At 75.2% G+C, this 23,263-nt stretch carries 17 protein-coding genes; 5 read left to right on the top strand and 12 right to left on the bottom strand.

What is annotated here, in order from left to right:
- Positions 1 to 66 precede the first annotated feature (66 nt).
- Together E1O70_RS02115 and E1O70_RS02110 are read left to right on the top strand one after the other, a co-directional pair.
- Complete coding sequence (locus E1O70_RS02115) at positions 67 to 1,350, top strand: endonuclease/exonuclease/phosphatase family protein (protein WP_128957709.1); 1,284 nt, start codon at positions 67 to 69, stop codon at positions 1,348 to 1,350.
- A 274-nt stretch (positions 1,351 to 1,624) separates the two neighbouring features.
- Positions 1,625 to 2,770: a ScyD/ScyE family protein gene (locus tag E1O70_RS02110; RefSeq protein ID WP_061269457.1), complete on the top strand. Its 1,146-nt coding sequence runs from the start codon at positions 1,625 to 1,627 to the stop codon at positions 2,768 to 2,770.
- 45 nt (positions 2,771 to 2,815) lie between these two features.
- On the opposite strand, the gene E1O70_RS02105 is transcribed toward E1O70_RS02110, so the two are convergent.
- Positions 2,816 to 4,255, bottom strand: a complete 1,440-nt coding sequence (locus E1O70_RS02105; RefSeq protein ID WP_061269458.1) for a pyridoxal phosphate-dependent decarboxylase family protein — start codon at positions 4,253 to 4,255, stop codon at positions 2,816 to 2,818.
- A gap of 185 nt (positions 4,256 to 4,440) precedes the next feature.
- On the opposite strand from E1O70_RS02105, the gene E1O70_RS02100 reads away from it, so the two are divergent.
- On the top strand, positions 4,441 to 6,060 hold the full coding sequence (locus tag E1O70_RS02100) for an asparaginase (protein ID WP_240696568.1): 1,620 nt from the start codon (positions 4,441 to 4,443) through the stop codon (positions 6,058 to 6,060).
- 239 nt (positions 6,061 to 6,299) lie between these two features.
- Positions 6,300 to 6,950 carry a chitinase gene (locus E1O70_RS02095; protein ID WP_061269459.1) on the top strand — a complete coding sequence of 217 codons (651 nt, stop codon included), beginning with the start codon at positions 6,300 to 6,302 and terminating at the stop codon, positions 6,948 to 6,950.
- Between the two features lie 153 nt (positions 6,951 to 7,103).
- Here E1O70_RS02095 and E1O70_RS02090 read toward each other — a convergent pair whose 3' ends face one another.
- The 11 genes from E1O70_RS02090 to E1O70_RS02040 form a co-directional block, all read right to left on the bottom strand.
- Positions 7,104 to 9,596, bottom strand: a complete 2,493-nt coding sequence (locus E1O70_RS02090) for an alpha/beta hydrolase-fold protein (protein WP_061267876.1) — start codon at positions 9,594 to 9,596, stop codon at positions 7,104 to 7,106.
- Between the two features lie 123 nt (positions 9,597 to 9,719).
- On the bottom strand, positions 9,720 to 10,583 hold the full coding sequence (locus E1O70_RS02085) for an HpcH/HpaI aldolase/citrate lyase family protein (protein ID WP_061267877.1): 864 nt from the start codon (positions 10,581 to 10,583) through the stop codon (positions 9,720 to 9,722).
- A complete protein-coding gene (locus E1O70_RS02080) occupies positions 10,580 to 11,800 on the bottom strand; it encodes a CaiB/BaiF CoA transferase family protein (protein WP_061267878.1) in 1,221 nt (406 codons plus the stop codon). The genes E1O70_RS02085 and E1O70_RS02080 overlap by 4 nt, the downstream gene beginning before the upstream one ends.
- Positions 11,797 to 13,800: an SUMF1/EgtB/PvdO family nonheme iron enzyme gene (locus E1O70_RS02075; protein ID WP_061267879.1), complete on the bottom strand. Its 2,004-nt coding sequence runs from the start codon at positions 13,798 to 13,800 to the stop codon at positions 11,797 to 11,799. The genes E1O70_RS02080 and E1O70_RS02075 overlap by 4 nt, the downstream gene beginning before the upstream one ends.
- A gap of 53 nt (positions 13,801 to 13,853) precedes the next feature.
- Complete coding sequence (locus E1O70_RS02070; protein WP_061267880.1) at positions 13,854 to 14,834, bottom strand: ribokinase; 981 nt, start codon at positions 14,832 to 14,834, stop codon at positions 13,854 to 13,856.
- A complete protein-coding gene (locus E1O70_RS02065) occupies positions 14,831 to 16,309 on the bottom strand; it encodes an ADP-ribosylglycohydrolase family protein (RefSeq protein ID WP_061267881.1) in 1,479 nt (492 codons plus the stop codon). The genes E1O70_RS02070 and E1O70_RS02065 overlap by 4 nt, the downstream gene beginning before the upstream one ends.
- On the bottom strand, positions 16,306 to 17,487 hold the full coding sequence (locus E1O70_RS02060; RefSeq protein ID WP_205688593.1) for an ADP-ribosylglycohydrolase family protein: 1,182 nt from the start codon (positions 17,485 to 17,487) through the stop codon (positions 16,306 to 16,308). The genes E1O70_RS02065 and E1O70_RS02060 overlap by 4 nt, the downstream gene beginning before the upstream one ends.
- Before the next feature lie 182 nt (positions 17,488 to 17,669).
- Positions 17,670 to 18,959 (bottom strand): ABC transporter substrate-binding protein, encoded by a 1,290-nt coding sequence (locus E1O70_RS02055; protein WP_061267883.1) that lies wholly within the window; start codon positions 18,957 to 18,959, stop codon positions 17,670 to 17,672.
- Between the two features lie 71 nt (positions 18,960 to 19,030).
- Positions 19,031 to 19,858: a carbohydrate ABC transporter permease gene (locus tag E1O70_RS02050; protein ID WP_021481799.1), complete on the bottom strand. Its 828-nt coding sequence runs from the start codon at positions 19,856 to 19,858 to the stop codon at positions 19,031 to 19,033.
- 3 nt (positions 19,859 to 19,861) lie between these two features.
- Positions 19,862 to 20,821, bottom strand: a complete 960-nt coding sequence (locus tag E1O70_RS02045; RefSeq protein WP_021481798.1) for a carbohydrate ABC transporter permease — start codon at positions 20,819 to 20,821, stop codon at positions 19,862 to 19,864.
- Positions 20,818 to 21,849, bottom strand: a complete 1,032-nt coding sequence (locus E1O70_RS02040; RefSeq protein WP_021481797.1) for a LacI family DNA-binding transcriptional regulator — start codon at positions 21,847 to 21,849, stop codon at positions 20,818 to 20,820. Before E1O70_RS02040 ends, E1O70_RS02045 begins: the two co-directional genes overlap by 4 nt.
- Before the next feature lie 356 nt (positions 21,850 to 22,205).
- Here E1O70_RS02040 and E1O70_RS02035 point away from each other — a divergent pair, with 356 nt between their 5' ends.
- A complete protein-coding gene (locus tag E1O70_RS02035) occupies positions 22,206 to 23,186 on the top strand; it encodes a glycoside hydrolase family 19 protein (protein ID WP_081600147.1) in 981 nt (326 codons plus the stop codon).
- The last annotated feature ends 77 nt before the right edge of the window (positions 23,187 to 23,263 follow it).

Below are 23,263 nucleotides of genomic sequence, written 5' to 3'. Positions count from 1 at the left end.
GGCACCCGTGCGTACGGTGGCGGGGAACCTCTCGACGACCACCGTCCCCGACGACGAGGAGCCACCGTGTCCACGAGACCGTCCAGCCCGACCGCGCGCCGCACCCGACCGCGCACCGCGCTCGTCCCCGCCCTCGCGGCCGCCGCGGCCCTCGCCGTCGCGGGCGCGGGCGCCGTCGCCGCGCCCGCCGCCGCGCACGGCGACCGCCACGGCCACGACCGCGGGACGCTCCGCGTCGCGACGTACAACGCGAGCCTCAACCGCGCCGCCGCGGGCGAGCTCGAGGCCGACCTCTCGACCCCCGACGACCCGCAGGCCGCGACGATCGCCGAGGTGCTCCAGCGCACGCGGCCCGACGTCGTGCTGCTCAACGAGTTCGACTTCGTGCCCGGCGGGCGCGCCGTCGACCTGTTCCGCGACCACTACCTCGAGGTCCCGCAGGGCGGCGCCGAGCCGATCGAGTACCGCTACGCGTACGTCGCGCCGTCGAACACCGGCGTGCCCAGCGGGTTCGACCTGAACGACGACGGCGTGGTCGGCGGCGGGGACGACGCGTTCGGCTTCGGCGCGTTCGAGGGGCAGTACGGCATGGTCGTGCTGTCGCGGTACCCGATCGACACGCGCGGCGTCCGCACGTTCCAGCACTTCCTGTGGAAGGACATGCCGGGAGCGCTCCTCCCGGACGACCCCGCGACGCCCGCGCCCGCCGACTGGTTCACGCCCGAGGAGCTCGACGTGGTGCGGCTGTCGAGCAAGTCGCACTGGGACGTCCCGGTGCGCGTGGGGCGGCAGACCGTCCACGTGCTCGCGTCGCACCCGACCCCGCCCACGTTCGACGGCCCCGAGGACCGCAACGGCCGCCGCAACCACGACGAGATCCGGTTCTGGGCGGACTACGTGACGCCCGGCACGGCGTCGCGCTACGTGTACGACGACGCGGGCCGGCGCGGCGGGCTGCGCCCGGGCGCGAGCTTCGTCGTCCTGGGCGACCAGAACGCCGACCCGCTGGACGGCGACTCCGTGGACGCCGCGATCGACCAGCTCCTCGACCACCGGCGCGTCCAGGACCCGGCGCCCCGGTCCGCCGGAGCGGTCGAGGCCGCCGCGCTCCAGGGCGGGGCGAACGCGACCCACCGGGGCGACCCGGCGCTCGACACCGCCGACTTCGCCGACACCGCGCCCGGGAACCTGCGCGCGGACTACGTGCTCCCGTCGCGCGACCTGCGGGTCCGCGACGCGGGCGTGTTCTGGCCCGTCCAGGCCGACCCGCTCTCGCGGCTCACGGGCGTCTTCCCGTTCCCGAGCAGCGACCACCGGCTCGTCTGGGTGGACCTGGCCGTCCGCGGCTGACCCACCGGCCCCGACGTCGCCCCGGGTGCTCGTCGCCCGGGGCGACGATGGTGGACCGGCGCCGCCCGCGGGTGCACACTCGGAGGTCTGTGCTCACCGCCGACGCACAGCAGACTCCCGGCCGGCGCCTCGCCGGTCGCACGGCACGCCCCCGGCGCGCCACGTCGTCCGGCCCGACGACCACCTCACCCTCGTCCCCGGGGCGACGCCCGCGCCGACAGCAGCGCGCGCCGGCTCCCCTCGCCCCCGCGGGACCGCCGGACCAGGAGCACCCATGAGAAGACTCCGCACCGCCCTGCCCGCCGCCGTCGCCGCCGCGACGGCCGCCCTCGTGCTCGTCGCGGGGCCCGCCGTCGCGCACGGCGGCAAGCCCTCGCCGCGCCCGCCGACCGTGACCGACGTCGCGACCGGCCTCGTCACGCCGCTCAGCCTCGCGGTCGGGCCGCGCGGCACCACCTACGTCACCCAGAACTTCCCCGGGCTGCTCACGGCCGTCGGCCGCGACGGCACCCCGACCGTCCTCTACGCGTCGCCCGACGGCGGAGAGGTGGGCGGCGTCTCCTTCGACGGCCGCCGGATCACGTTCACCGAGACGCAGCTCGGCGAGGAGGGACCGGTCGCGTCGGAGGTCTCGACGCTGCAGACCGACCGGCAGGGCAACCCGACGGGCGCGCCCGTCGTGCTCGCGGACACGTTCGCGTACGAGCAGGCGAACAACCCCGACGGCGGCGTGACCTACGGCCTGCGCGACACCGACCCGGCGTGCGTCGCCCAGGTCCCCGCGTCGCCCGTCCCGCCCCGGTACACGGGGATCGCGGACTCCCACCCGTACGCGACGACGTCGTCCCGCGGCACCACGTACGTCGCCGACGCGGGCGCCAACGCGATCCTGTCGGTGAGGGACCGCGGCCGGGTCCGGACGGTGGCCGTGCTGCCCGCGCAGCCCGCGGTCGTCACCGCCGAGGCGGCGGCGGGCCTCGGGTGGCCCGCGTGCGCCGTCGGGCAGACGTACTGGTTCGAGCCCGTCCCGACGGACGTCGAGGTGGGCCCGCGCGGCGTGCTCTACGTGACGACGCTCCCCGGCGGGCCCGAGGACGCGAGCCTCGGCGCGCGCGGCGCGGTGTACACGGTCGATCCCTGGCGCGGCGCGGTGCGCCAGCTCGCCACCGGGTTCCTCGGAGCGACCAACCTCGCCGTGTCCGGCGACGGCACGGTCTACGTCGCCGAGCTGTTCGGCGGGAAGATCTCGCAGGTCGGCAAGCGCGGGCCGAGCACCCTCGTCGAGGTCCCGCTCCCCGCGGGCCTCGAGTGGGACGGCAAGGGCCTGCTCGCGACGACGAACGCCCTCCCGGCGGACGAGACGACGCCGCCCGACGGGCACCTCGTGCGCATCGACCTCGGCCGGCACGGCGGGCGCTGACGCACCACCGACCCCGGGCGTCGCACCGACGCCCGGGGCCGGTCGTCAGGCGCGGGTCGCGGCGACCGCCCGGCCGAGCGCGCCGACGCTCACCGCGACGTCGGCATCCGTCGTCGCCCAGGAGCTCACGGAGACGCGGAGCACGGCGCGGTCGTGCCAGCGCGAGCCGGACATCCACGCGGTCCCGTCGTCGAGCACGCGCCGCACGACGTCCTGCGTCCGCGCGTCGTCGCCGAACGCCGCGCACACCTGGGTGAACACGACGTCGTGCAGCACCTCGCCCTCGAGCGCGCGCACCGCGTCGGCGAACGTCGCCGCGTGGCGGCAGAACCCGTCCACGAGGTCGGCGACGCCCGAGCGGCCGAGCGCCCGCAGCACCGCCCAGACGGGGAACGCGCGACCGCGCCGCGAGAGCTCGGGCACCTTGTCGAGCGGGTCGCCCGCCTCGCTCTGGATGAGGTAGTCGCCGTGCATGCCCATCGCGGCCCGCAGCGGCGCCGGGTCCGCGACGATCGCGAGCCCGCAGTCGTACGGGACGTTGAGCGTCTTGTGCGCGTCGGTCGCCCACGAGTCCGCGCCCTCGTACCCCGCGACGAGGTGGCGGTACGTCGGCGACGCGGCGGCGAAGAGCCCGAACGCGCCGTCGACGTGCACCCACGCGCCGTGCCGGTGCGCGACCTCGACCGCCGGGCCGAACGGGTCGAACGCCCCGGAGTGCACGTTGCCCGCCTGCAGCACCACGATCGTGGGCGCCGGGGCAGAGCCCCGGTCCCGCGAGGTAGAGGCCAGGTCCCGCGAGGTAGAGCCCCGGTCGTCCGAGGGAGAGGGCGGGTCGGCCAGCGCCTCCTCGAGCGCGACGACCGAGACCCGGCCCTGGTCGTCCGCGGCGACGACCTCGGGCGCCCCGAGCCCGAGGTAGGACAGCGCGAGGTCGACCGACTCGTGCCGCTCGGCACCGACGAGCACGCGCACGCGCGGCGCACCCGTGAGGCCGTCGCGCCGCACGTCCCACCCCGCGCGGCGCAGCACCTCGCCGCGCGCGGCGGCGAGCGCCGTGAAGTTCGCGGTCGTGGCACCGGTGACGAACCCGACCGCGCCCGACGCGGGCAGGCCCAGCAGCTCGAGCAGCCACGCGCTCGTCACGTCCTCGACGGCGGTGTGGGCCGGGGTGACGGTGCGCAGCGCAGAGTTCTGGTCCCACGCGCTCGTGAGCCAGTCGGCCGCGAGCGCCGCCGGGTGGCTGCCGCCGATGACCATGCCGTAGAAGCGGCCCGACGGCATCGCGGTGAGGCCCGGCCCGCACGCCGTGGCGAGCAGGTCGACGACGTCGGCGGCCGGGCTCGGGCCGTCGGGCAGGTCCGTGCCGAGCGCGGCGACGACGTCGGCGACGCCCGCCCGGGGCGGGACCGGGCGCGTCGCGAGGGAGTCGAGCCACGCGGCGGCGTGCTCGTGCGCCCGCAGGAGGGCGGCGTCGCGATCGTCCATGACCGCTCCTGACCGGGCCGGACCGACGCCGGCCCTCCCGCCAGGCTGGACCCACGGGCAGCGCGGGTCAACCGCTCCGGCGGTAACCCGCACGTCCGTACTTCTTACGCCCAGGCAATCCCCAGGCAACACGCGGTCCCTAGCGTCGGGCGGGCCAGATGTTCCCCCCGACGGAAGGCCCCCTGTTGAGAACGTTCACCCTGACCCTGTCCGGCCGCGCCGTCGCGGCCGTCGTCGCGCTCGTGCTCGCGTGCGCCGCCCTCGCCGCGACGGTCGCGTACACCGTCGCCGACTCCCGGGCGTCGGCCGCCGCCGCGCGCGCCGAGGGTGCCGCGGCACCGGTGCTCGCGGCCGGGACCGCACCGGCCAACCCGCTCGGCATCACGTCCGCGCAGTATGCGACCGCGACGGCGACCGCCGCCGCGGAGAAGCCGAAGGTCGTCGTCGTCGCGACCGGCGGCACGATGGCCGGCAAGGCGACCGGCCGCGACACGTTCACGAGCTACCGCGCCGGCACCTACCTCATGGAGGACATGCTCGACACGCTGCGGCCCGAGCTCGACGCGGTCGCCGACGTCACCGCCGTCCAGTTCGGCAACGCCGGCTCGTCCGGCTACTCGATGGAGCAGTTCCACGCGCTCACGCTCGAGGTGGAGAAGCAGCTGAAGACCGCCGACGCCGTCGTCGTCACCACGGGCACCGACACGCAGGAGGAGTTCGCCTACTGGCTCGACCTCACCGTGCGGTCGCGCAAGCCCGTCGTCACGTCCGGCTCGATGCGCCCGTGGGGGTCGGGCGCCGGGCCGGACTCGAGCCTCGTGTTCGGCACGGACGCGCCCGCGAACCTCTACAACGCGATCAAGGTCGCGGCGTCCCAGCAGACGTTCTGCTTCGGCACGGTGCTCATGCTCAACGACGAGATCCAGGCGGCCCGCGAGGTCACGAAGTCGAACTCGTACCGCACCGACACGTTCCAGACGCGCGAGTACGGCGTGCTCGGCTGGATCGACGGCGACAACGTCACGCTCGGCCGGGCCCCGGCGCGCGTGCTCGCGTGCGACACCGAGGAGTGGTTCACGCCGTTCGACCTCGCGAAGGTCGACGCGAAGACGCTCCCGCGCGTCGAGATCCTCATGTCCTACCAGCAGGCCGGCGGCGAGGCCGTGACGGCGTTCGCGAACGCGGGCGTCCGCGGCATCGTCACCGCGGGGACGGGTGCGGGGGGCATCTCGTCCGCCATGAGCCAGGCCCGCACCGCCGCTGTCCGCGACAAGGGTGTCTGGTTCGTCTCGACGACGCGCACCGGGTCGGGGTCGTCGTACGGGGGCGGCAACGGCATCATCGCCGGCGGCGACCTCACGGCCGTCAAGGCACGGCTCCTGCTGCTCCTGTCGCGCGCTTTCACCGACGACTTCGCGACCGCCCAGGGCTGGTTCACGACCTTCGGCAACGCGTCGTTCGACCAGTCCGCGACGGCGGCCACGGTCGGCGCCGAGCCGGGCTCGACGACGGTCCGCTTCTCCGGCACCGCGACGCCGTCGTGCAAGGCCGCGGGCCAGCAGCTCTGGCTGACGGCGTCCGTGACGAACGAGGACTCGGTGCCGATCGACGTGCACGTGCAGACCCCCGCGGGCGAGCACACGTTCTCGGCGGTCCCCGCCGGCGAGTCGGCCGAGAAGACGCTCGCCGTGAAGGGCAAGACGCTCGCCGCGGGCGAGATCACGCTCGTCGCGACGAAGGACGTCGACGGACGGGCCGTGCAGACGCAGACGACCGCCGCCTACCCGGAGACGGCATGCCGCTGACCCTCTGCTGACCCCCTGACCCGCTGGCCTCGCCCACCACCCCGTCGAGCACGGGGACGGCGACCGGATCCGCACCGATCCGGTCGCCGACCCCGTGCTCGGCTGCGTCGTGGGCGTCTCGGTGGGCGGCTCGGGGGCACATTCGAGGCATCTTCCACGGTTACGCAGGTCTCCTCACCAATCCCGTAGGGTGGGCGCGGCCGCGGCGTCGCGGCCCGCCGCCGACGAGGGGGGACCCCGTGACCGACCCGACGACCACCACCGCACCGACGACGTTCGTGGTGACCGAGCAGCAGTTCGACGCGATGTTCCCGGAGCGGAACCCGTTCTACACGTACGCCGGGCTCGTCGCGGCGACGGTCGCGTACCCCGCGTTCGCGACGTCGGGCGGCGACCGCGTGGCCCGGCGCGAGGCCGCGGCGTTCCTCGCGCAGGTGAGCCACGAGACGCACGGGCTGGAGCACGTCGTCGAGGTCAACACCGCGAACTACCCGCACTACTGCGACCCCGCGCAGCCGTACGGGTGCCCCGCCGGGCAGGACGCCTACTACGGCCGCGGTCCGCTCCAGCTCAGCTGGAACTTCAACTACCGGGCGGCCGGGGAGGCGCTGGGGATCGACCTCCTCGCCGACCCGTGGCTCGTCGAGCAGGACCCGACCGTCGCGTGGCAGACGGCCCTCTGGTACTGGAACACCCAGCCCGGCACGGCCTCGATGACGTGCCACGACGCGATCGTCGGCGAGCACGGCTTCGCCGAGACCATCCGCGCCATCAACGGCCCGCTCGAGTGCGAGGGCGGCAACCCCCGCCAGATGAACAACCGCGTCCGCCTCTTCCGCCACTACGTCGAGATCGTCGGAACGACGACGGGCGACCACCTCACCTGCTGACCCGACCCCTCCCCCCTCCCCGCCCCCCCCGAGCACGGGGTCAACGACCGAAATCCCGAGGAAACGGTCGCCGACCCCGTGCTCGGCTGCGTGCGGGGGCGGGGGCGGGGGGCGGGGGGCGGGGGGGCGGGGGGGCGGGGGGGCGGGGGGCAGTCAGGGGCAGGTGAGCGCGGCGTACGGGACGACGACGGCGCGGCCGTCCACCGTCGCGGTCGCCTCGCCCGCGGGGACGGTCGTGGCGCGGACGGCGAACGACCGGTAGGCCGACGCGCCCGGGGCGACGTACGCGACGACGTGCGTGCCGTACGGCGTCCCGAGCGCGACGTCGACGGGCGCGTCCCCGGTGCTCGTCGCGCGCACGGCGACGTAGGCCTTGCCCGCGAGGCACCGCGCCTCGGCGGTGACGTCGAGCGCCGGGCCAGTGGCCCCGGCGTCGGGCACGACGGCGTCCCACGGCGTCCGGGCCACGAACACGTCGGCGGCGCCCGCGTTCGTCGTGCCCGCGGGGGCGCCGTACGTGAGCCCGGTGAGCAGCGCCGCGCCCTCGCGGCCGTCGGCGGCGGGTGCCGGGGCCGCGAACAGGTTCGCGTCGTCCCACTCGTCGGCGCCGTCGCGCTCGCGCGACCCGGTCTGCGTCGCCTCGCCCGGGGTGCCGTCGGCCGCGACGGGGAACGTCACGACGTCGACCCCGCCGGCGGCCGTACCGAGCGCGCCGTAGGTCGTGCCGACGACGAGCACCGCGTCGTCGGCGCCGAGCACGCCCGTCACGCCGCGGTCGTCGGTCGACGTCCCGACCTGCGTCGTCCACAGGACCTCGCCCGCGGTGTCGAGGGCACGCACGACGACGTCGTTGTCCCCGAGGTTGCCGCCGTCACCGAGCGCCCCGCGCGTGTGCCCGACGGCGACGACCGACCCGTCCGAGCGCGCCACGAGGCCGTTGACCTGGTCGTTCTCGCTCGTCGCGACGGCGCGCAGCCACTCCTGCTCGCCGTCCGCGCCGTAGCGCGCGACCCAGCCGTCGTTCGCGCCCGCGCGCTCGGCCCCGGGCATCCCGCCGCCCGACACCCCGCCCACGTACACCGCGCCGTCGGGCGAGGCCGCGACCGCGAGCGCCTTGTCCTCGCCGGGCCCGCCCACCTGGCGCAGCCACAGCAGCTCGCCCGCCGCGGAGACCCGCCCGACCAGCGCGTCCTTGTCCCCGGCGCTCGGCGCGTCGCCCACGGCACCGCTCGTGTACCCGGCGACGTAGGCGCCGCCCGCGCCGTCGGGCGCGACGGCGTAGAAGCGGTCGGCCGCGGCGGGGTCGCCGGTCTGCAGCGTCCAGGCGCGCTCGCCGTCGGCGGTGACGGCCGCGACGAACCCGTCGTCGCGCGTCGTGCCCGCGTGGGCGCCGTCGAGGTCGCCCTTGGCGTACCCGGCGACGAGCACGCCGCCGTCGGCGCCCGGCACGACGCCGTACGCGCGGTCGTCCGCGGCCGTCGCGACCGCGTGCCGCCAGACCTCGGCGCCGTCGGCGTCGCGCCGCACGACGACCGTGTCGAGCCCGCCCGCGGGCTCGTACCCATCCCACGCGCCGGCGAGGTTGAGCGCGACGGCGGTGCCGCCATCGGGCAGGGCCGCGACCCCGCCCGCGCGGTCGTCGCCCGCGGAGCCGAGGAGCTCGGCGTCCCACGGCGCGGCGGGCGTGGTGCGCAGGCGCGCCGAGACGTCGACGACCCCCTCGCGGAACGCGGGCCGCCAGACGTCCCAGTCGTGGCCGCCGTCGAGCACGCGCAGCTCGGCCGTCACGCCCGGGACGCGGCGCGCCTGGTTGTAGAGGCGCGCGGACTCGAAGTCGATGTCGTGCGTGGCCTCGGCGGGGTCGGGGTTGGCCCACTCGTCGTCGCCGACGGCGACGAACAGGTGCACCGGGAGCGCCGGGTCGAGCGCCGCGAGCGCCGTCGGGTACGAGAGCTCGGTGTACCGGTCGGCGTCGAACGGCGCGGTCCCGACGCCGTAGCCGCCGTGGTCGCGGGCCGAGGAGTCCGCGGGCGGCTGCGGCACGTACACGGCGGGGCTCAGCACGATGCCCGCGGAGAACGTGTCCTGGTGGGCGAGCGTGAACCGCAGCGCGCCCGCGCCGCCCATGGAGTAGCCGCCGACGGCGCGCGCCTCGCGGTCCTCGACCGTGCGGTACGTCGCGTCGACGTGCGCGACGAGGTCGCGCGTGAACGCCGTCTCGACGGCGGTGCCGGCCCCGGCGCCCGTCGCGTCCCCGGTGTAGAGCGAGTCCGTGTACCAGGAGCCGCGGTCGTTCCACGGCGCGTCGGGCATGACGACGACCATCGGCTGGATCTCGCCCGCCCCGATGAGCTCGTCGAGGTCGCCCGTGACCTGCTGCCACGCGGCCTGCGTGTCGCCGCGGCCGTGCAGCAGGTAGAGCGTCGGGTACTCCTGCACGGCGTCGTCGTAGCCGGGCGGCAGGTAGACCGTGTAGTCGATCGGCCCGGCCGCGGAGTCCGCCACCCGCCCCGCCTCGACCGTGCCCTGCTCCGCGGCGGTCGCGGGCAGCGCGAGCGCTGACCCGCCGATCGTCGCGCTCACCGCCAGCGCGGCGAGCGCCGCCGTCCTCTCGGGCCGCCGGTGCGGCCGTCGTGCTGCGTCCATGGTCTCTCCTCGTCGAGATCCGGTGATGACTTCCCCCCTACCCCCTACCCCCCCACCCGCCGAACACGGGGTTGGCGACCGTCCTCGGGGGAATCCGGTCGCAGATCCCGTGCTCGGCGGTCGTCAGTGGCGTGGGCGGCGCTCCGCCAGCGCGAGGACCGTGCGCGCGCGCTCGATCATCGCGACGTCGAGGAACGTGCCGTCGGCGAGCGCCACGACGCCCGTGCCCGACGCCGCCGCGTCGCCGACGCGCTCGACGACCTCGCGCGCGCGGTCCACCTCGTCCGGGGTCGGGAGGAACGCGGCGCGGATGGTGTCGAGCTGCGCGGGGTGGATCGCGGTGCGGCCGCAGAAGCCGAGCGCCCGCCCCGCGCGGCACGACGCCGCGAGCCCGTCGAGGTCGCGCACGTGCGTGAACGCGGACATCGCGGGCGAGGGCAGCCCCGCCGCCCGGGCCGCGACGACGATCCGGCTGCGCGCCCACGCGAGCCCGGCCTCGTTGTCGACCCGCAGGTCGGAGCGGAGGTCGGCCTCGCCGAGCCCGAGGGACGCGACCTGCGGCGACGCCGTCGCGAGCTCGAACGCGCGCTCGACGCCGAGGGCCGACTCGACCAGCAGGTGCAGCGCCCGCCCGGGGAGCGCCGCCGCGAGCGCGCGCACCTCGTCGGCGGACTCGACCTTCGGCGCACGCGCCCCGACGGCGAGCGGCATGCCCGCGAGGGCCGCGACGTCGGCGGCGTGCCACGGCGTCGCGGGGTGGTTGACCCGCACCTGGACCCCGCGCGCGGCGGCCGCGTCGTCGAGCAGCGCGACGGCGTGCGCCCGCGCCTCGTCCTTGCGCGCCGGCGCGACGGCGTCCTCGAGGTCCACGAGCACGACGTCGGCCGCGGACCCGAGCGCCTTGGCCACCCGGTCGGGCCGGTCCGCGGGCACGTACAGCAGCGTCAGCGGCGGCGCGGCGCCCGGCCGGTCGCCCCGGCCCGTCACACCGCCCCCTCGGCCCGGAGCTCCGCGACGCGCTCGGGCGAGAACCCGAGCTCGCCCAGCACGGCGTCGGTGTCGGCGCCGTGCGCGCGGCCGGTGAAGCGGATGACGCCGTCGTTCTCGGACATCCGGAACAGCGGGCCCTGCATGAGCATCGGGCCGAGCTCGGGGTCCTCGATCTCGTGGATCGTGCCGAGCGCGCGGAACTGCGGGTCGTCGACGATGTCCTGGGCGTCGTAGATCGGCGCGACGGCGGCCTGCGCCTCCTCGAACGCGGCGACGACCTCGTCGCGCGTGCGCTGCGCGATCCAGCCGCCGACGGCTTCGTCGAGCAGGTCGGCGTGCTGCGCGCGCTCGACGCCGCTCGCGAACCACGGCTCGTCGACGATCTCGGGGCGACCCACGAGGCGCATGACGCGCTCGGCGATGGACTGCGCCGACGTCGACACCGCGACCCACTGCCCGTCGCGCGTGCGGTAGGTGTTGCGCGGCGCGTTGTTCGCGGACCGGTTGCCGGTGCGCGGCTGCACGGTGCGGAGCTGGTCCCAGCGCGTGATCTGCGGCCCGAGCATCGCGAGGATGGGCTCGATGATGGCCGTGTCGACGACCTGCCCGTGCCCGGTGCGCTCGCGCGTGGACAGCGCGACCATGACGGCGAACGCGGTCGCGAGCGACGCGACGCCGTCGGCGAGCCCGAACGGCGGGAGGGTCGGCGGGCCGTCGGGCTCGCCGGTCATCGCGGCGAACCCGCTCATCGCCTCGGCGAGCGTGCCGAACCCGGGGCGGGTGCGGTACGGCCCGACCTGCCCGAACCCGCTCACGCGCGCGAGCACGAGCCGCGGGTTGCGCGCGGACAGCTCGTCGTAGCCGAGGCCCCAGCGCTCGAGCGTGCCGGGCCGGAAGTTCTCGACGACGACGTCCGCCTCGGCGACGAGCGCGAGGAACACCTCGCGGCCGCCGTCGCTCCCGAGGTTCGCGGTGACGGTGCGCTTGTTGCGCCCGAGCGTCTTCCACCACAGGTTCACGCCGTCCTTCGCGGCGCCGTGCGTGCGCGACGGGTCGGGCTTCGTGGGGTGCTCGACCTTGACGACGTCGGCGCCCAGGTCGCCGAGGTGCATCGCCGCCATGGGCCCGGCGAACAGCGTCGACGCGTCGACGACGCGCAGGCCCGCGAGCGCGCCCGCGGCGGGGTCGCGCGAGACGCGCGGTGCGTCCGTCATGCGGTCACCCCCGTCGCGTCGTCGGCGAGGTCCCACGCGCAGCGGAACCCGACGGTCGCGCCGCGCGCGAGCCCCAGGCCGGGGACGAGGAGCTTGACCGCGTAGTCCGCCGCGTGGCGCCCGCCCTCGACGTACCAGTCGGAGCCCTCGGCGCGGTGGTCGCTGCCGCCCTTGAGCATGACGAACCGCGTGCGGCCGTCGGAGTGCTCGGAACCCGTCCAGCTCCACACGGCAGGCTCGCCGCGCGTCCAGCCGGGCTGCTCGGCCGCGACCTGCCACTCGTCCTCGGTGGGCAGGCGCCCGCCGCGCCACGCGCAGAACGCGCGCGCGTCGTCGAGATCGACGAACGTCACGGGCTCGTCCTCCGTGCCGGGCACGGGACGGCCGTCGACCCAGTGCGCGAGGAAGCGGTGCGCGACGGCGGGCACGTAGCCCGTGGCCGCGAGGAACTCCGCGAACTCCGCGTTCGTCACGTCGCGGCCCACCGCCACCGGGGCGGCGAGCTCGCCGTCGCGCTGGAGGGTCCGCGCGTCGTGCAGGCGCGGCGGGAGCGGCTTCCACTCGTCCACGTACGGCGCGCCCTGGTACATCCCGGTCTCGCGCGCGCGGTACCGGACGGTCAGCACGTACGGCCCCGCAGGCACGACGACGGCCACCGGCCCGGCCGGGTCCGTCCCCCCGGTCGGAGCGGACGTGGGGACAGAGGCGTCGAGGCGCCGCGCGAGCCGGTGCGGGAACCGCGCGTCGGGGTCGTGCGGCGCGGTCTCGTCGAGCGAGGCGACCACGTCGCGCAGGTGCGGCAGCCACGCGGGCTCGGCGGCGCCGTCGGCCACGTGCAGCACCGCGGCGATGCCGCGGCCGGGCACGCGCCCGGGCGTGCCGTCCGGGAGCAGCGGGCCGTCGTGGTCCGCCTCGCCGCGGTTGACGACCGTCCACAGGGTCACGCCGTCGAGCTCCCAGCGCGACGCGTACACCCCGGCGGCCTCGGCCTCGGGCGCGAGCTCGGCCAGCGGCGTCCACTCGCCGTCGAGCAGCAGCGGACGCGCGGCGCGCTGGACCGTGACCAGGCGCGTCACGGTCGCGGCGTCGCGCCGCGACCAGCCGACCCACACGCCGAACACGACCTCCCACACCATGACGCCCACGCCGTTGAGCCACGCGGACTGGAGCTCCTCGGAGTGGTCGCGGTGCCAGCGGCGCACGTGGTGCTGCATGTGCCGGCGCTCGTACCAGTGCGCGCGCAGCACGCCGGGCACGGGCGAGTCTGCGAAGAACTGCGCCCACGAGGACGAGTGGTCCTCGATGCGCTCGACCGGGAGCTTGGACTCGCCCTCCAGGACGATGCCCGGGCGCGCGGCCTCGAGCCGCGCGACGAGCTCCGGCTCGGCCTTCTTCAGCGTGTCGAGGAAGACGCCGTCGGCGCCGAGGTCGCGCACGACGGCGGCGAGCTCGGTGAGGTCGTCGTCGCCGCGGCGCGTGCCGACGTCCCACGGGTTGTAGTCGACGAACACGTGCAGGCCCGCGTCGTGGAAGGTCCGTACGAGGTCGACGATCCCCGGGACGTCGCGGTAGAAGTCCCACTGGTTGCGGTCGTCGATCCCGATGACGGGGTACGCGTGCCACAGCACCACGGCGTCGAGGCCGCCGAACCGCTCGCGCGCGTCGGCGAGGAACCGCTCGGGCGTGAACCGGTGCTCCTCGAAGGAGTACAGCAGCTCGTCCCAGAGCCACACCTGCGCGACCGTCGAGCACCCCGCGGCCCACGCCGCGGCCGGGCGGTCGTACGCCGCGCCCGTGTACCCGTGGCGGCGGCGCGCGTCGTCGCGCCACGCGGCGAGGCGCTCGCGCCAGGCCGGGCGGTCGGCGGGGTCGGCCGGGCCGACGAAGATCTTCGCCTCGTCGAGCGCGAGGGACTGCTCGGGCGTGAGCGGCCCGTCGAGCGCGACCTCGGTCGGCAGGTCGATCGGGCGCGGGACCAGCGGGTCGAACGTGTAGGTCATGGTGCCTTTCCCTCGGCGGGCCGGGCCCGCGCTCGGACGTGCTGCGGACGGGCTCAGGTCGGTCGGTCGGGGTTCGCGGCGCGCTCGGCGAGCGCGACGACGTCCGCCGCGTCGGGCACGGCGTCCTGCGCGCCGGGCCGGGTCACGGCGAGCGCGCCCGCGGCGGCGGCGAGCCGCGCGGCGTCGGGCAGGTCGGCGCCGCGCGCGAGCGCCGCGGCGAGGACGCCGCAGAACGTGTCGCCCGCGCCGGTGGTGTCGACCGCCTCGACGGCGATCGCGGGGACGGTCGTGAGCAGGGGCCCGGACGGGCGGCGCTCCGCGACGAGGCTGCCCTCTCCGCCGAGCGTCACGACGACGGCCGGCACGCGCTCCAGCAGCAGCCCCGCGAGCGTGCTCGGGTCGGCGTCGCCGGAGGCGCCCGCCAGGTCCGCCGCCTCGTGCTCGTTGACGACGAGCACGTCGACCGCGGCCCAGACGTCGTCGGGCAGGTCGCGCGACGGCGCCGCGTTGAGGACCAGCAGCGCGCCCGGGCGGCGCGCCGCGGCGGCGGCGCGCACGACGTCGAGCGGGATCTCGAGCTGCGCGAGCACGACGTCCGCCGCGGCGATCCGCTCGGCCTGCGCCGCGCCGACCGTCACGTGCGAGTTCGCGCCGGGCGCCACGACGATCGCGTTCTCGCCGTCGGGCGAGACGGTGATGAGCGCGGTGCCCGTCGCGGCGTCCACGCGCTCGACGAGGTCGGTCCGCACCCCGCCGCGGTCGAGCGACGCGAGCAGCAGGTCGGCCGCGTCGTCGTGCCCGAGCGCGCCGACGAACGTCGTGCCGGCACCGCCCGCTCGCGCCGCGCCGACCGCCTGGTTCGCGCCCTTGCCGCCGGGGTTGCGCCGCAGCTCGCCGCCGAGGATGGTCTCGCCGCCGCCGGGGTGCCGCGGCACGTCGACGACGAGGTCGACGTTCGCCGACCCGACCACCACGACCCGTCCCGACCCGCCCGGGACCGTGGTGCCCTGCTCCCCGTCCGCCGTCGTGCTCATGCCTGTGCCTCCTCCGTGGGACCCTGCACGGCTCCCCCGGCCACCACGACCGGGACCGTCGCGAGCGCGACCGTCCGCGCCGCGAGGTCCACGATCCTCTGCTCGCCGCCGGGCAGCGAGGTCGCGATGTGACCGTCGAGCGGGCGCGTCCATCGCTGGCCGATGCCCTCGACGCCCTGCAGCGCACCCACCACGCCGCCGACCGTCGCCCCCGCCGAGTCGGTGTCCCAGCCCGCGGTGACGGCGATCGCGACGCTCGCGCCGAAGTCGCCGCGACCGTCCGCGCCGCGCCCCGCGGTGAGCGCGTAGGCGATCACCGCGGCGTTGTTGAGCACGTGCACCCAGTGCAGGTCGCCGTACGCCGCGTGGATCGTGTCGAGCCCGGCGCGCACGCCCGCCTCGGACGCGTCGCCGTCGCGGCCCGCGTCCCGCCCGAGCCGGATCGCCGCGGCCAGGCGGCTGCCCGGCGGCACGACGGCGTCCGCCGCGTCGAGCACCTCGTCCACCGTCTCGCAGACCATCGCCGCCGACGCGAGCGCGGCCGCCCACATCGCGCCGTACACGCCGTTGCGCGTGTGGCTCAGGCGCGCGTCCGTCCACGCGAGGCGCGCGGCCTCGCGCACGTCGCCGGGCGAGACCCAGCCGAGCACGTCCGTGCGGATGAGTGCGCCGATCCACTCCCGGAACGGGTTGTGGTGCGTCGCCGTCTCCGGCACCGGCCGCGCGTCGAGGATGTTGCGGTACGCGGCGCGCTCGGCCGTGAACACCCGGCCCGCGGGCAGCGCGTCGAGCCAGAGCTGCGCGACGTCGTCCGTCGTGAAGCCGCGACCGTGCCGCTCCAGCAGGGCGAGCGCGAGGATCGGGTAGTTGAGGTCGTCGTCCTCGGGCATCCCGTCGATGTTCTCCTCGAGCGACGTCGGGGCGCTGCGCCGGTTCCACGGCCAGCGCGCGGCGACGTCGTCGGGCAGCCCGACGGCGGTGAACCAGCGGTCCAGCGGCCACCGGCCCGTGGCGCGCAGGATCTCCTCGATCCCGGCGCGCGGGATCTTCTCCACGGGCTTGCCGAGCAGGCAGCCCGCCGCGCGCCCGGTCCACGCGCCGAGCACGCGGTCCGCGTACGCGGCGTCGGCGGTGCCGGTCCCCGTGCCGGCGGAGGACCCGACGGCGCCCGGGCGGGTGGGCAGGCCGGGCGCCGCCGGGAGCGTGGCGAGGATCGCGTCCCAGTCGTCGGGCTCGTGCGGCGCGGGCGCCGCGGGCAGCGCGTCGAGCTCCACGAGCAGGTCGCGCGCGAGCGCGCGCAGCTCCGGGGTCGCGGGGACGGGACCGGCCCCGCTCACCGCGGGGACGGGGTCCCCGCCCGCGGCGGCCCAGCGCTCGCGCACGTCCGCGAGCGCCGCGGGGTCCTTGCCCTCCGCCGCGGCCTGGACGAGCTCGTGCGCGAGCAGGTCCTCGGGCTGGGCCCAGGTCAGCCTCACGCCGGGTCACCCGCCCGCGCGGCGAGGGCCCCGCCGTCGACGGGCGCGCTGCCGAGCTCGGCGAGCGCGCGCAGGCGGGCGGTCGCGCGCTCGCGGTCGGCCCGCAGGATGTCCTGCGCGGCGGACGCCATGAGCCGCCCGGTCTCCCGGACGTCCATGCGGCTCGCCTCCTCGATCGCGTCGAGCCACTCGTCCGGCACGACGGCGGTCCCGCCGAGGCCCGCGCACACCGCGCCGGCCATCACGGCGATCGAGTCGGCGTCGCGCCCGTAGTTCACGGCGCCGAGGACCGCGCCGCGGAAGTCGCCGCGGTGCCCGAGCACGAAGCCGAGCGCCGCGGGCAGCTCCTCGATGGACTTGGTGCGCGACGGGCGCCGCGCGTCCATCGACATCTGCCGGTACGCGGGCCCGACGGAGTCGAACGGCGCGACCGTGTCGCGGATCAGCCGCGCGAGGGCGCGCTCCTCCTCGTCGGTGGTGGGCGCCGTCGTCCAGCCGTCGAACGCCTCGACGACGGCCTGGAGCGCGGCGGCCGTGCCGTCGTGCGCGACGTCGAGCGCGGCGTGCACGACGTCGTCGACCGTGGCCCCCGGCGCGACGGACGCGGCGACCATGGCCGCGAACACGCCCGCCGCCTCGCGGCCGTAGCTCGACTGGTGCGCGCCGGTCAGGTCGATCGCCTCGGCGTACGCGCCGCGCGGGTCGCCCGCGTTCGCGAGCCCGACGGGCGCGACGTACATGGCGGCGCCGCAGTTGACGACGTTCCCCACCCCGGCCTCGCGCGGGTCGACGTGCCCGTAGTGCAGGCGCGCGACGATCCACTTCTCCGCGAGGAACACGCGCTGGAGCAGCAGGGCCGTGGACTCGAGCTCGGGGATCCAGCGCGGCTCGCCGATCATGAGGGGCACGAGGTCCTCGGCCATCGCGTACGCGTCGAGGTGCTCGCGGCGCTTCGCGTACACCTCCACGAGCGCGCGCGTCATGAGGGTGTCGTCCGTGATGTGCCCGTCACCCTTGTGGTAGGGCGCGATCGGACGCGCGTCCTGCCAGTTCGGGTACCAGGGCTCCACGATCCCCGTCACGCGGCCGCCGTGGCGCTCCTCGATCTGCTCGGGCGTCCAGCCCTCCGTGGCGCCTCCCAGCGCGTCCCCCACCGCCGCTCCGGTGATCACTGCCACCGCTCGGTCGTCCAGCCAGGTCACGATCCACTCCCTGTCGATCCGTCTCGGCGCCTCGCGCCGGTGCGACCCGTGCGGGTCGCGGTTCCCGGCCGGGCGGTCGCGTGCGCGGCCGCCCGGCCGCTGCTGCTCGGTGCTCGCCGCGACCCGTGACGCGGTGCCGCGGCGAGCGACCGAGAGTGCTACTTGGTGATCTCGGCCCAGCCCGACTCGAGCTCGGTCGCGAGCTGGTCGGCGTCGATCTCCTGGGCGAGGAACTTCTGGTACGCGGGCGTCGCGACGGTGTCCTTCCACTGCGCGTACGCGTCGACGAACAGGTACGGCGCCGAGGTGAGGTACTGGCCGGAGGAGAGGATCGTCGACCAGCCGTTCTCGTCGCCGAGCGACTCCGCCATGGCCTCCTGGGCCGACGTCGTCGCGGGGATGAGCGCGTCCGCCTCGTTGAGCGCGGCGAGGTTCTCCGTCTGCGTGAAGAACTCGATGAACTCCGCGGACTCCTCGACGTGCTCGGAGTCGATGTTCACCGAGAGCGTCTGCGGGTTCGCGGCCTGCTCGGCGCCGTCGGGGCCCTCGAGCGGGGGCAGCACGACCCAGTCGAAGCCCTCGGGCGCGTCGTTCGCGATGTTCGCGGCCTGGAACGAGCCCTGGATCGTCATAGCGACCTGCCCCGCGTAGAACGACGCGAGCGTCTCCGACCCGGACTGCGTGAGGGTCACCGGCAGCACCGTGCCGTCGGTGTGCGCCATCGTGTCCACGAGCTCCGGCAGGGCCATCTCGCCCTCGCCGATGGTGATGCTCGCGTCCGCGCCGGTGCCCTCGAAGTACTCGCCGCCGAAGCCGGGGGCCATCGCCATGAACGCGGCCGTCGGGCTCGCGAGCCCCCACCCGAGCCCGTACGCGCCGTCCTTCGTCGTGGCCTGCGCGATCTGCCGCAGCTCGTCCCACGTGATCGTCTCGCCCGTGGGGATCTCGACGCCGGCCGCGTCGAGCATCGTCTTGTTGGCGAAGACCATGTAGGACTGCAGCTCGGTCGGGTACGCGATGACCTGGTCGTCGACCGTCACCGCGTCGAGGATGCCCTCGGGGATGTCGTCCCGGCGCTCGTCGGACATGTACTCCGAGAGGTCCGCGAGGTACCCGTCGACCGCGAACGGCACGATGCTCGCGGCCTCGTAGTGGATGATGTCCGGCGCGGCGCCGCCGTTGAACTGGGTGATGAGCTTGTCGTAGATGCCGTCCCAGCCGGCGGGCACGATCTCGACCTGGACGTCGGGGTTCGCCTCGTTCCAGTCGGCGACGATCTTCTCGGTCGCCTCGATCGCGGCGGGCTGGTCGGACAGCGACTGGAACTTCAGCGTCACCGTGCCGCCGTCGGTGCCGTCGTCCCCGCTGCCGCCCCCGCTGGAGCAGGACGCGACGAGCAGGGTCGTGATCGTGAGGCATGCGGCGATGGACGCACCACGAGTCTTCATGGTTCTACCTTTCGGGTGGGGGTGGGGTCGAGAGAGCCTGGGGGCGGGACCGGGCGCGGAGGGGGTCACGGTCAGCCCTTCACCGCGCCCGAGAGCAGGCCGCCGGTGAGCTTCTTCTGCATGATCGAGAAGAAGACGATGCTGGGGATGGCCGCGAGCACGGAGCCCGCGGCGAGGGGGCCGAGCGCCACCTTGCCCTCGCCGCCGATGAACATCTTCAGCGTGATGGGCAGCGTGTAGTTCTCGGGCGACTGGAGCAGCACGAGCGCGAAGAAGAACTCGTTCCACGAGGACACGAAGCTGAACATCGCGGTCGCGACGATCCCGGGCATGAGCAGCGGGAAGACGATGGTGCGCAGGACCGTGAGCCGGCTCGCGCCGTCCATGGAGCCCGCCTCCTCGAGGTCCACGGGGATGGCGCTCACGTAGCCCTGCATCATCCACAGCGCGAACGGCAGCGTGTACGTGGTGTGGACGAGCGTGAGGCCGACGAGCGAGTCCGTGAGCCCGATGGTCCGCAGGATGAGGAACAGCGGCAGGATGATGAGGATCACCGGGAAGACCTGGCTCACGAGGATCCAGCCGACGCCCGCCGCGCGGATCTTCCCCCGCAGCCGGGCGAGCACGTACGACGCCGGCAGCGCGATGACGATGACGAGCAGCGTGGACACGACCGCGACGATCGCGCTGTTCCAGGCCGAGCGGACGAGGCCCTGCCGAGCCAGCGCCTGGGAGTAGTTCTCCCAGTGCCAGTCCTGCGGGATCAGGCTCACCGTGAGCGAGTTGAGCTCGCCCGAGGACTTGAGCGAGGCCGAGATGAGCCAGAGCAGCGGGAAGCCGAGGAACAGGATGTAGAACCCCAGGGCCGCGTACTGGGCGGGGCGGACGAGTGCGCGCACGGGTCAGCTCTCCTTCTCGGAGCGGAACTGCGACCGCAGGTAGATCGCGAGCAGGAGGACGACCACGACGACGAGCACGACGCCCATCGCGGCGGCGTAGCCGATGTTGCGGTTCTTGAACGCCTCGAGGTACGTGAAGAGCATCGGGAGCATGGTCCGGCCGCCCGGCCCGCCCTCGGTGAGCACGTAGACCAGCGAGAACGAGTTGAAGTTCCAGATGAAGTTCAGCGACGTGATCGAGGTGATGATCGGGCGCAGGCTCGGGAGCGTCACCGCGGTGAAGCGGCGCCACGCGCCCGCGCCGTCCATGGCCGCGGCCTCGTGGAGCTCGTCCGGGATCTGCTGGAGCCCGGCGAGCAGCGTCACGGTGGTCTGCGGCATGCCGACCCACACCCCGACGACGATCACCGCGGGCAGGGCGGTCGAGAAGTCCGCGAGCCAGTTGATGTCGTCCGGCAGGCCCAGGGCGCCGAGGAACGCGTTGAGCGGCCCCGCGTTGGGCGAGTAGATCATCTGCCACATGATCGCCACGACGACCGGCGGCATGGCCCACGGGATGAGTGCGAGCACGCGCGTCAGGCCCTGGAGCCGGAGCCCCGAGTTGAGCAGGAGCGCGAGGCCCATCGCCGCGACGAGCTGGAGCAGCGTCACCGAGACGGCCCAGATCATGCCGATGCGGAACGAGTCCCAGAAGAACGAGTTGTCCGCGAGGCGCACGAAGTTGTCGACGCCGACGAACTGGTAGTCCGGCTGGCGCACGAGCCGCGCGTCGGTGAACGCGAGGGCGACGCCCATGACGAGCGGCGCGACGCTGAGCACGAGGATCGGCAGGAGCGACGGCATGACGAGCGCGATCGCCTCGCGCCGCTTGGCGCGGGCCATGCCGCCGGTCCGGCGCACCGGGCCGCGGTCGGGGCGCAGGGCCGAGCGACGGGGGTCGCCCGCGAGGGTCGGTGCGCTCACCGGGAACCACCCCCGGGGGCGGTCGACTCGCGCACGACGAGGCGCGGCCCGACGGCGGTGTGCCGCCCGGGCTCCGCGTCGCCGTCGACGAGGTCCACGACGAGCTGCGCGGCGACGCGCCCACGCTCCGTCGAGCCGAGCGAGACGCTCGTCAGGGAGGGCTGGAACACGCGGCCGATCTCCGTGTCGTCCATGCCGGTCACCGCGACGTCCTCGGGGACCGAGAGCCCGCGCTCGCGCACGGCCCGGATGGCGCCGATGGCGAGGAGGTCGTTGGCCGCGACGATCGCGTCCGGGCGGGCGTCGTCGTCCGTGGCGTCGAGCAGCGCGCGCGTCGTCGCGAGGCCCGCGGCGACGGTGAAGTCGAGGGCGGGCGCGACCTCGACCCGCTCGGCGTCGAAGTCGGCGGCGCGCGTCGCGGCGTCGAAGCCGCGCTGGCGCGCCTCACCGGGGGTCGTGTCGAGGGGGCCGTTGAGGAACGCGATCCGGCGACGGCCGAGACCGAGCAGGTGCCGCACCGCCTCGCCGATCCCACCCGCGGAGTCCGTGGACACCGAGTCGATGCCGCGGTCCGCGAGCGTGCGGCCGATGACGACGACGGGCACCGGCGCCTCGCGGATCTCCTCGACGAGCTCGTCGTCGGTGCGCAGCGGGCTGAGGATCATGGCGTCGACGAAGCCGCTCGACAGGCTGCGCACGAGCTCGACGGTGGACCGCGTGGTGTCCCCCGTCGTCATGACGACGACGCGGTAGCCGTGCGGAGCGAGCACCTCGTGGATCGCCGTCATCATCTCGACGTAGACGGGGTTGCCGATGTCCGCGACGGCGAACGCCACCTGGAACGTCTTCTTGAGGCGCAGCGAGCGCCCGATGGCGTCCGGGCTGTACCCCAGCTCGGTGGCCGCGGCGCGCACGCGCTCGACCATCGCGGGGCTCGCGCCCGTCCCGTGCAGCGCACGGGAGGTCGAGGCCAGGGAGACCCCGGCCCGCTGTGCCACCTGGATCAGCGTGGCGCGTGATGACGTCACTGTCGTCCACCTCGTCGTCGAAGGACCGTCGTTCTGGAAACGTTTCCAGACTGACGACCTCGACAGTCCTGGAAACGTTTCCGGGTTGGCGGACACTCTCGCACCCGCCCCACCCGGACGTCAACCCCGCCGCCCCCGCGACGCTCGTCCCCCACCACGAGGTAGAGCCCTGGTCCCGCGAGGTAGAGCCCTGGTCCGCCGAGGTAGAGCCGTGGTCCCGACCTCGGCTCTACCTCGGCAGACCAGGGCTCTACCTCGGGCTCCCACGGGTACGGGGTTCCGCGTAGGGGGGTTGTCCACGACGCCGCGCGACGGTCACGCTCGAAGCGACCCGACCACCGACGAAAGGTGCACCGATGCACACGCGAGCCCCGGCGTCGTCCTCCCCCGCGGCGCCCACGACGGCCGCCGCCCGGCCGACCTCCCGCCCTCTCGCCCTGCTCCTCAGCCTCGTCCTCGCGCTCGCGGGAGCGCTCTCGTGGTCCGTCGCAGGCCCGGCGCAGCAGGCGCACGCCGCGACGTGCGCCGCCCCCTGGAGCGCGAGCGCCGTCTACACGGGCGGCGCCGTCGTCTCCCACGGCGGCCAGAACTGGAAGGCCGGCTGGTGGACCCAGGGCGACACGCCCGGCACCACCGGCGAGTGGGGCGTCTGGCGCAGCCAGGGCGCCTGCGGCGGCGGCACGAACCCCGGCAACCCCGGGAACCCCGGCAACCCGACCGGGTTCGTCGTCTCCGAGGCGCAGTTCAACCAGATGTTCCCCAACCGGAACCCGTTCTACACGTACCAGGGCCTCGTCGACGCGCTGTCCGCCTACCCGGGCTTCGCGACGACGGGCGGCACCGAGGTCGCCAAGCGCGAGGCCGCGGCGTTCCTCGCCAACGTCAACCACGAGACCGGCGGCCTCGTGTACGTCAAGGAGATCAACACCGCGAACTACCCGCACTACTGCGACACCTCGAAGCCGTACGGCTGCCCGGCGGGCCAGTCCGCCTACTACGGCAAGGGCCCGATCCAGCTGAGCTGGAACTACAACTACAAGGCCGCGGGCGACGCGCTCGGCATCGACCTGCTCAACAACCCGTACCTCGTCGAGCAGAACTCCGCGGTCGCGTGGAAGACCGGCCTGTGGTTCTGGAACACGCAGTCGGGCGCGGGCTCGATGTCCGGGCACCAGGCGATCGTGTCGGGCGCCGGCTTCGGCGAGTCCATCCGCTCGATCAACGGCACGATGGAGTGCAACGGCGGGAACCCTGCGCAGGTGCAGTCGCGCATCGCCGCGTTCCAGCGGTTCGCCCAGATCCTCGGCACGACGACGGGCAACAACCTCTCCTGCTGACCCGTCCCGCACGCACGACGGCGGCCCGCCCCACCCCGGGGCGGGCCGCCGTCGTGCGTGGTGCCCCGTGCCGGGAC

Origin of the sequence: Cellulosimicrobium funkei (assembly GCF_004519295.1) — a bacterium.
GTDB lineage: Bacteria > Actinomycetota > Actinomycetes > Actinomycetales > Cellulomonadaceae > Cellulosimicrobium > Cellulosimicrobium funkei.
Note: the sequence above shows the minus strand (reverse complement) of the source record. Positions and strands in the feature narration are given on the sequence as shown.